Source organism: Actinosynnema pretiosum (assembly GCF_024171695.1).
Lineage (GTDB): Bacteria > Actinomycetota > Actinomycetes > Mycobacteriales > Pseudonocardiaceae > Actinosynnema > Actinosynnema pretiosum.
In genome coordinates this window covers 1-7,968 of sequence record NZ_JAMTCF010000042.1, presented here as the reverse complement: position 1 = coordinate 7,968, position 7,968 = coordinate 1, and the positions used below count along the sequence as shown (strand labels likewise).

Sequence of the window (7,968 nt, the reverse complement as noted above, 5' to 3'; positions counted from 1 at the left end):
ACGCACGAGCCCGCCCCAAGACCGGCTTCGCCACCGACTCACCCATCCGCACCTGGACCGATTACCCGACCAAGGTTGCGTGACGCAGCACTAGAGTACGGCGATGAACGCTGAGAGTGGTGGTTCGCTGGCGATCGAGCACGTTGCCCGGTTGGTCGACCAGGCGGCTTCAGGAGCCGACGATGTGCCGGACGTGCACGACGCCCTGGAGACGGCGCTCGCGGAGTTCATCGTCGCCGAGCGCGCCGCCGCTGACCAGCCATCACCCGCGCTATGGACGATCTGGGCGTTCGCCTTCCATCTGAAGTCGAACGAGAAGAACGAGGAACGGTTCGTACCGTTCATGACCTTCAGTGACGGGCACTCCACCAGTCCCTTCCTGGAGAACCTGCCAGAGGCCTGCGTCCAGTGGTGGGCGGACCTCGTCGAGGTGGTCACCAGCGACTTCGCGATCGCCCGGCTCCAGCACCTTCTGGTCGAACGTCGCCATGGCAACGTCGGAGACCGGGCGAGGCGTGCAGCCGAGGCGTACCTGGGCTTGGCCGTCGCTCCCGACATCGGAGCCGTGACAACCGTGAAGACCGCAGTGGACCTGGCTGCCAGGACGGGGCAGACCAAGCTGGTCGAGGCGGCGATCGATCGTGCCGCAGACCTCGGGGCGCAGGCCCTGGCACAGGACAGGCCGTGGCTTGGCATCGTCCTCGGCTTCATCGACGTCCTGGTCGATCGGAAGGCCACCGTCCACGACGTGGAGGGGATGCTGGCGCGGGCCCGGACGCTCTTCCGCGATCACCCCCACCAGGAGGACAAGGTCGTCCAGGTGCAACTCGCACGGGCCAAGGGCGATCCGGACACCAGACGCCAGCTCTGCACGGAGCGGGTCGAACTATGGCTGGCCGCGGGCGAGGCTGCGGATCCCCCGGCCCGCGTCATGTACCTGCAGCAGGCTGTGGAACACGCGCGCGCTGCCGGAGACCGGGAGTTGGTAGAGCGCGCGACAGTGCGGTTGCAGTCGATGCGCCTGCAGTCGATGGGGTTCGCGACTTTCTCCGCCGAGGTTGCGCGACCCACCGGGCGGCTTGAGCGGATGCTGCGCCCCATCACCGACGCCGCCGACTGGCGCGACGCCCTGAAGCACTTCGCGATCCTCGGCCCGCCGACTGGTGACGTGCAGTGGAACCAACGCAATCGGGCGGAGGCCGCGCGGCAGTTCGTCTTCTCTCAGCTGTTCGATCCGGTGTTGTTGGGAAGTGACCACCTGCCTCGGTTCAAAGCGACCACTCCGGAAGAGCGCACGGAGTACCACCTGGTCAGGCACGAATTGCACAACCTCCAGATGTACTCCCCGGTCGTCCTCGAAGCGCTCGTCAGGGTGATCGCCAGGCACCCGATCCCCACCGTCGACGAGCTGACCGAGCACTTCTGCGCCAACCCCGTGATCCCGCTCGAACTGGGTGCCGGGATCGGCCGGGCGTTCGCCCGCTTCTGGGCCGGTGACAGCGAAGGCGCCGCGTTCACCATCACCCCGCGCATCGAGGCACTGGCCCGCAACCTGCTCATCACCTGCGACGAGGGCATCTACCGCATTCAACGCGAACAGACACCCGGCCAGTACCCCGGTCTGCGGTTCCTGCTCGACAAGCTGCTGGACCGAGGGCTGGACCCTTCGTGGCACCGGTTCATCCTGGTGCTCTGCGCCCACGTGATGGGCATGAACCTACGCAACGAGCTCGCCCATGGTTTCGTGGACCACTGCGATGACGGGCTGACCGCTCTGCTTCTCCAGGCTGCGGCCTACCTGGCGTCACTGGGGGCGAGTCCTCGGCCCGGCCCGTCGGCAGGACCAGGGGTGCCGCAAGCAGATCCGGAGACGGACCCGCCCGAGTGAATCGCGGGCGATGCCGGCCCGACGTCTTCCACGGGTGCCACGTCCAGCACGTCCTCGGGTGGGACGATCGTGTTGCGGCAGTCGTGGGCGTAGAGGCTGTACCAACCGGCTTTCTCACCGTGCAGTGCGGTGTGGATGTACCAGAAAGCCGAGTGCAGCAGGTGCGTTGACGTCTCGGTGGTGCGGAACTTGACCACGTGCGGGCGGGCGGTGTTCCCGAAGATCTGCTGCAGGTCGAAGTCGCAGGTGCGTGCGATGTCCTCGACGATCTCGGGGATGGCGAGGTAGTCGTGGTTGATCTCGAGCGGGGCGGTGTGGTGTTCGCGCACCAGGAAGCCGTATGGTCCTCCGTGGGAGGTCGGCCTTTCGGTCTTCACCCGGTACAGGTAGCCGCCGTGCCCTCCGCCGCCGTTCTCGACCATCGTCCGGTGCTTGCGCCAGGCGACCGGGCTGATCCTGGTCTGGATCAGGCTGTGGAGGTCGTCCCAGATCCGGTCGAGCACGTGACCGAGGGGCAGGATGCCGTCGCGGTGGAAGCCTGACGGGTCCAGGGTGCGGGTGCCGTGGAAGAAGCAGGTGCCGTCGAAGCGGAAGTCGTCGTCGGTCAGGCCGAGCCGCGCGAACACTCGCCGCGGGATCGCGGTGTCGGTTTCCGCTGTGATCGTTTCCTGGTCGATGTGGACCGATGCGATGGCCTCGGTCAGGTCTGCCGCCGGACGGCCGCTGGCGGCGGCGAGCGAGCCCACGGCTGTATCCGGGGTGTGGCAGTCGAGCAGGACCGGTTCGCGTGCGGCGGGTTCTCGGCGCGGCGGCATCCGTTGACTCTACGGCGGTTCTCCACTTCATCGGGTCGGACGTCGGGAAGGAGTTGTCCATGCTGCATGGGAAAACCGGTGCCTGCCCGGTGAATCGGGGCAGTGTCTTACCGTCTGCCCGACCGGGATCCGTAACGGGGCGTGCCGCCGTGACGTCCTTCCGGATCGCGCCGGCCACCGGAGTCCGTCAACGGTCGCGTCGACAGGACGAGAACGTTTCCGGGGAGAGGGGGTCGGTTGCGACAGGTCGATGCAGCAGACGGAACCCCTACGCGGGGTTTCCCGACAGGTGACGGGGGAACAGGCCGGGAGCGCGCCTGTACCGGCGCCGCGCTAGGAGCTGTTTGAAGTTCGGATCTAGGCGGGCCGGGGACGTACTGGTAGAACACAGGGTGTGGCGCGTTTCGACTTGACCGATGCCGAGTGGGCATTGATCGAGCCGCATGTGCCGGTGGCGGCCACCGGGCCGTTGCCGCGTCGGGTGCGGGAGCGGGAGCGGTTCAACGTGATCCTGTGGCGGTTCCGCACCAGGTCGGGCTGGCGCGACGTGCCTGAGCGGTACGGGCCTTGGTCCACCGTCTACTCCCGGTTCAATGCCTGGGCGAAGGCGGGGATGTTCCAGACGCTGATGGACGCACTGATCGCCGAGGCCGCCTCCCGTGGACAGGTCGGGTTGGAGTTGGTGAGTGTGGACTCCACGATCGTGCGGGCGCACCACGAATCCGCCGGGCTCGCGGTCGCCGGGGAGACCCTCGACGCGCTGGAACAGGCGCTGACCGAGGAAAAAGGGGCTCCGTTGCCCACCCAATAGAGTGTGCTGCGGGTGATGTGTCGCGGTCCGCGCCGGACGCGGCCGACGCGGGCAGGCCTGCCGGTCGGGACCGTGCCGCCCTTCGGCGTCGTCGCAGGGCGCGGGCTGCGGCGGTCGGGCTCGGCCGGTCCCAGGAGCAGGTTGAGCAGCAAGGTCCACGCCGCGGTCAACGCCGCCGGGTTGCCGTTGGCGTTCGTGCTCACCCCCCGGCCAGGCCGCGGACAACCCGCGGTTCCAGGCGGTGCTGGTGCTGCCCTGGGAGGTCGAGGACCTGGAGGGCTGGCTGGTGGCCGTGCTGCGCGTGGCCGCCGAGGACGAGTTGTTCGCCGCAGTCGAGGCCGCCGAGCGGGCCGCGTTGACCCGCTACCCGGCCGAGGTGGTCAGCACGGCGCTGCGCCGGGTGCTCTCCCACGGGCTGGTCCGCCACCGGTGAGCCCCGGTGGCGGACCAGCCCCACGGGGTCAGAGCGCCACCGGCTCCCCGACGGCCTCGAAGTCGAGGTCGTGGGCACGGCCGCAGTCGACGATTGTCCTCGGCGCGGCCCGACGAGGAGCACGGTGTCGCGCCCGCACGCCACGACGGGCGCGTTGCAGCAGACCCGCCTCCCGGAGCGCAGTGTCCCGCCCCAGGGGCCGAGGGCCCGTCGCGTCGAAAAGGATCAGGACGGGGCAGCACGGACACCAGGGTGCCCGGTGTCCGTACGTGGCTCACTCCATCATGACCTTGCTGCTGCGCGCGCCGCCGCTTGCGAGCGCGAGCAGGTCGGTGCGGGTGGTGAGCAGCACCCGCAGCACTTCCAGGGTCAGTTCCAACGTCCTGTGCGACTGCCTTCTGGTCTCCCAGGGTGTGTCGGTGACGTGGGCTCCGTGGACGATCCTGCTGCGCAGCGCGTAGATTCCGCTCAGCTCGCCGCGCAGTTCCTCGCGTCCTTGCTGGTCGGGTCGCAGCAGGCGGGCCATCGTGGTGACCACTCGCAGCGTGACCTCGCCCTGGTCGGCGCCGAACAGGTTCTCCCAGGCGATGACGGCGTCCACCAGCAGGTCCTCGGGGTCGGTGCGTTCGGAGGCGGCGCGCAGCGTGCGACGCACCGCCACGCCGATGTGCCCGCCGTGCTCTACGAGCGCGCGCACGTACCCGGCCCACCGCCCGGCGGTGTACGCGTCGAGCACCACAGGCTCCGCGTTCCTCCCGGTGTGCGTTCGGGAGCGCAGGGTGGGGCCGTGGTCGAGTGGGTCGTGCCAGTATTCCCAGGTCGGCACGGCCATCACCGGCCGGTCCGGGGTGAAGTCGCAGGCCAGCAGCAGGGCCAGCCGCACCTGCTCCACCAGCACCCCCACGGCGGGCGCGTCCCGGCCGTGGTCGGGCCAGCGCGAGGTGTCCCCCTCGACGAAGGGCTTGTCGAACCCGGCGTCCCTGGTGACCTTGATCCGGTAGGGCAGGTCGGTCTCCAGCACCACGTCGTCACCCGAGCCCGCCGTCCCGGCCCCGGCCTCGGGGTCCTGCCGTCGTCGCGCCAGGTGACCGGGCACCCAGTGTCGGTCCCGTCGCTCGTCGGCGGGCCGCAACCGACCCCCACCGAGTTCGAGCGTGGTGTCGGAGGGCAGTCGCACGCCGGTGAAGGCGATCAGCACCGGGACCCGCACCCCCTCCCGGTCGCCGTCACGGGCCAGGGCCGCGCGCACGCTCTCGTACTGTCCGAGCACGGCCCGCACGTGCCGCCTCTGGTCGGGCCGGTGGTGCTCCAGCAACGCAGCCCGCCACCCTGCCGAGATCAGGTGCACGGCCAACAGCGGCAGGTCGAAATCCTGTCTGCACAGGGTGCTGCGCCACAGGTGCACGTCCATGCGGTCCGGGTCCCGGCTCGCCCGGCGCAACTGTGCGAAGGACGGGTCCTCGAGCACGGTCTGGGCGAACCTGTCGACCAGCGGATGCCGGTGCACACCGGCCCCGATCGGGCCGAGGGGGAGGGCGGGCAGCAGGAACAGCGGGTGGGCCTCGACCGTGAGCCGCTCGAGCACCTCCGGTGCGCTCGTGCCCTCGAACACCGGGACCTGCTGCGCCCCCGCGGCCGTCGTGCGCAGTGCGTGGACCGCCGTCGCACGGAACACCGGGTGGTAGATGCCGAGGTTGGCGGCCAGGGTCTGCGCGCGCAGTTCCCCCTCGGGGTCGTCCTCGTAGGACGGGGTGCTGGCCAGGAGCTCGCCCAGGATCGTCAGCGTCCTGTCCGCCTCCGCATCCGGGAGTTCCTCGTGCTGCCCCTGTGACCAGGCGTGGACGTCCTGCTCGTCCATGCCCAGGACGCAGGCCAGGAACGGCACCCCCAACACCCGGACCAACTCTGCCTTCGGCGGCCGGGAAGGCTGAACCTGCTCCATCGGCGACGATCCTCCTGAACCGGGAACCACAGGCCTGCGGCGGAACCTACCCCGCCTGCGGGTATCGCCATGTGCGACGCTCCGCCGAACAACTGCCCTTACGCCGTGGGTGGCACCGCCAGGCCACGTCATGCAGTTAGGTACGCGCCACCGCGCCACAGCCGCCCGGCATGTCCCGAATGTGGTTTCCCCGTCATGCAGGAGGCGTCACCATAACGGCCGCTGGTAGAGCCGCGTCTGTCAACCAGCGCGAGGCCTGGACCCGGTGGTGCTGGCTCACCGCTCCGGGCATCCCGTCCCGTCATCGACGCCCGCTCGTGCTCGTCGCGGACGGTGTGGCCCGGCTGGCTTGCCTACCTCAATGGACACCCGGCTAGCTCGATGTTCGGGTGCATCGACCTGGGGGCGAAACCGGTTCCCGTTCCAAGTGGCGGCCAGCGGTGTGGGTGTCGGTGGTGGACGATCTTCCCGGTGGACACTGGGGCGATGAACAACGAGTCGGATCGTCGGTGGACGCGGATGGTGGTGGACCTGGAGCGGAAGCGCCTCACGGTCGTGCTCGACGACGGCAGCGAGGTGACCGAGCCCAGCGAGCAGGCCTACGATCCCGCGCTCGGTATCCGCCGCTCCACTTATGACCGCGCCGAACACACCGCGACCCTGGAGTTGGTCGAGGGTCGCCAAGTCGTGGCGGAGATCGGCGGACCCGACCCGGCGCGTTCCCTGGCGGGCCGCACGGTGGTCTATCTGGATCAGAACCAGTGGATCAAGCTCGCCCAGCACCTGCACACCCCGCACAAGCTCCGGCCCGCCGAGCATGACGCCGCGGCCACGGTGATCGACTGGGTCCGCGCCCGAAGGATCGTGCTGCCGCTCTCGGCGGCGCACGTGACCGAGATCGGCTCGGCGCGTGCGCAGTACCGGGCGACGCTGGTGCCGCTGATGCTGGAGCTGTGCAGGGGCTGGCAGATGCGCCATCCGCTGCACGTACGCGCCGACGAACTGCTGGCACTGTTCGCCGCCCACGGCCACGGCAGGCCCTTCACCCCGTCCCCAGGTGTCCCTGCGGTGTTCACCCTCGAGCCGGGAACGCTGTTCTCTTCCTCCGCCGATCCCGTCGGCGCCCCTGTTTCCGATCCGGGTGATCTGCACCGACGCCTGACCTGGGTCAGTTCGCTGTACTCGGCGATGCTCGACGCGGAGGCGGTTGACCGGACCGACGCGGAGGCACTGTCCACCAGGTGGGCCGCTTCATTCCACGACCTGGCCCGCGAACTTCGCGACAACCCCACCGCCCGCCAGCACTCCCGCCAAGTCGTCTTCGCGCGCCTGGTCATCGACATGCGCGACGACCTGGCCCGTGCCGCCCTGACCGCCGGGGTCACGCCCGAGCGCTTCCACAACTGGATGACCGGGCAGGGACCCGACGACCTGACCACGCTGCCCTACCTGGGCACTGTCTTCGAGGCCACGCACACCCGCGCGCGCAACGCCGGTGACGCCTGGCACTCCCACGACCTGAACGACCTGCTCTTCCTGGCCTGCGCCAGCGCCTACGCCGACATCGTCGTGTGCGAGAACAAGGCCGCCGACTATCTCGCCCGAGCCTGGCGCGGTCGTGAGGGCGGAGCACCGCTGGTGACCAGCCTGGCGGCGTTGGTGACCAGATTGCAGCCCTTGCTGTGATTCGAGACGGCGGCTGGAACCTCGTTCGCCATGGCTGGCCTGTAGTGCGCACCCGCCGACGCCCTGGTCACTGCTTGGTGTCGTGGCACGAGTTGCCGCAGACAGTCCGCACTGGTCGTGGCTTCCGCCGTGGCGTGAGCCACATGGTGCCCTAGGACGGTTCGGTCGCCTCCAGTGCGGACTGCAGGTCCGCGCCATGCAGGTCGTCGTCGCGTGTCGAGACCTGCTAGCGCAGGTCGCGCGCCCTGCAGAAGCAGAACACGATCCGCTCCGCCTATGGGGTCGACCAACATGGGCATCTAGTGCTGCGTCACGCAACCTTGGTCGGGTAATCGGTCCAGGTGCGGATGGGTGAGTCGGTGGCGAAGCCGGTCTTGGGGCGGGCTCGTGCGT

Annotated in this window: 6 protein-coding genes; 4 read left to right on the top strand and 2 right to left on the bottom strand. The window is 69.4% G+C overall.

All coding sequences use genetic code 11. The features are described from left to right. The first annotated feature begins 103 nt into the window (after window positions 1-103). On the top strand, window positions 104-1,888 hold the full coding sequence (locus tag LV78_RS40425; protein WP_253851507.1) for a DUF4209 domain-containing protein: 1,785 nt from the start codon (window positions 104-106) through the stop codon (window positions 1,886-1,888). Here the strand turns inward: LV78_RS40425 and LV78_RS40420 are convergent. Further along, window positions 1,795-2,703, bottom strand: coding sequence for a hypothetical protein (locus LV78_RS40420; RefSeq protein ID WP_253851506.1), 909 nt, complete (start codon window positions 2,701-2,703; stop codon window positions 1,795-1,797). The genes LV78_RS40425 and LV78_RS40420 overlap by 94 nt on opposite strands. A 394-nt stretch (window positions 2,704-3,097) precedes the next feature. Here LV78_RS40420 and LV78_RS40415 point away from each other — a divergent pair, with 394 nt between their 5' ends. Then, complete coding sequence (locus LV78_RS40415) at window positions 3,098-3,514, top strand: IS5 family transposase (protein WP_253851505.1); 417 nt, start codon at window positions 3,098-3,100, stop codon at window positions 3,512-3,514. A gap of 241 nt (window positions 3,515-3,755) precedes the next feature. Continuing rightward, complete coding sequence (locus LV78_RS40410; protein WP_253851504.1) at window positions 3,756-3,947, top strand: hypothetical protein; 192 nt, start codon at window positions 3,756-3,758, stop codon at window positions 3,945-3,947. A gap of 274 nt (window positions 3,948-4,221) precedes the next feature. On the opposite strand, the gene LV78_RS40405 is transcribed toward LV78_RS40410, so the two are convergent. After that, window positions 4,222-5,889, bottom strand: a complete 1,668-nt coding sequence (locus LV78_RS40405; RefSeq protein ID WP_253851503.1) for a HEPN domain-containing protein — start codon at window positions 5,887-5,889, stop codon at window positions 4,222-4,224. 486 nt (window positions 5,890-6,375) lie between these two features. Between LV78_RS40405 and LV78_RS40400 the strand changes: the two genes are divergently transcribed. Further along, window positions 6,376-7,575, top strand: coding sequence for a hypothetical protein (locus tag LV78_RS40400; protein ID WP_253851502.1), 1,200 nt, complete (start codon window positions 6,376-6,378; stop codon window positions 7,573-7,575). Window positions 7,576-7,968 lie beyond the last annotated feature (393 nt).

What these genes read in the sequence shown, in the direction of transcription:
- LV78_RS40425 (WP_253851507.1), top strand. Translation starts at nt 104, where the DNA reads ATGAACGCTGAGAGTGGTGGTTCGCTGGCGATCGAGCACGTTGCCCGG.
- LV78_RS40420 (WP_253851506.1), bottom strand. Translation starts at nt 2,703, where the DNA reads ATGCCGCCGCGCCGAGAACCCGCCGCACGCGAACCGGTCCTGCTCGAC.
- LV78_RS40405 (WP_253851503.1), bottom strand. Translation starts at nt 5,889, where the DNA reads ATGGAGCAGGTTCAGCCTTCCCGGCCGCCGAAGGCAGAGTTGGTCCGG.
- LV78_RS40400 (WP_253851502.1), top strand. Translation starts at nt 6,376, where the DNA reads ATGAACAACGAGTCGGATCGTCGGTGGACGCGGATGGTGGTGGACCTG.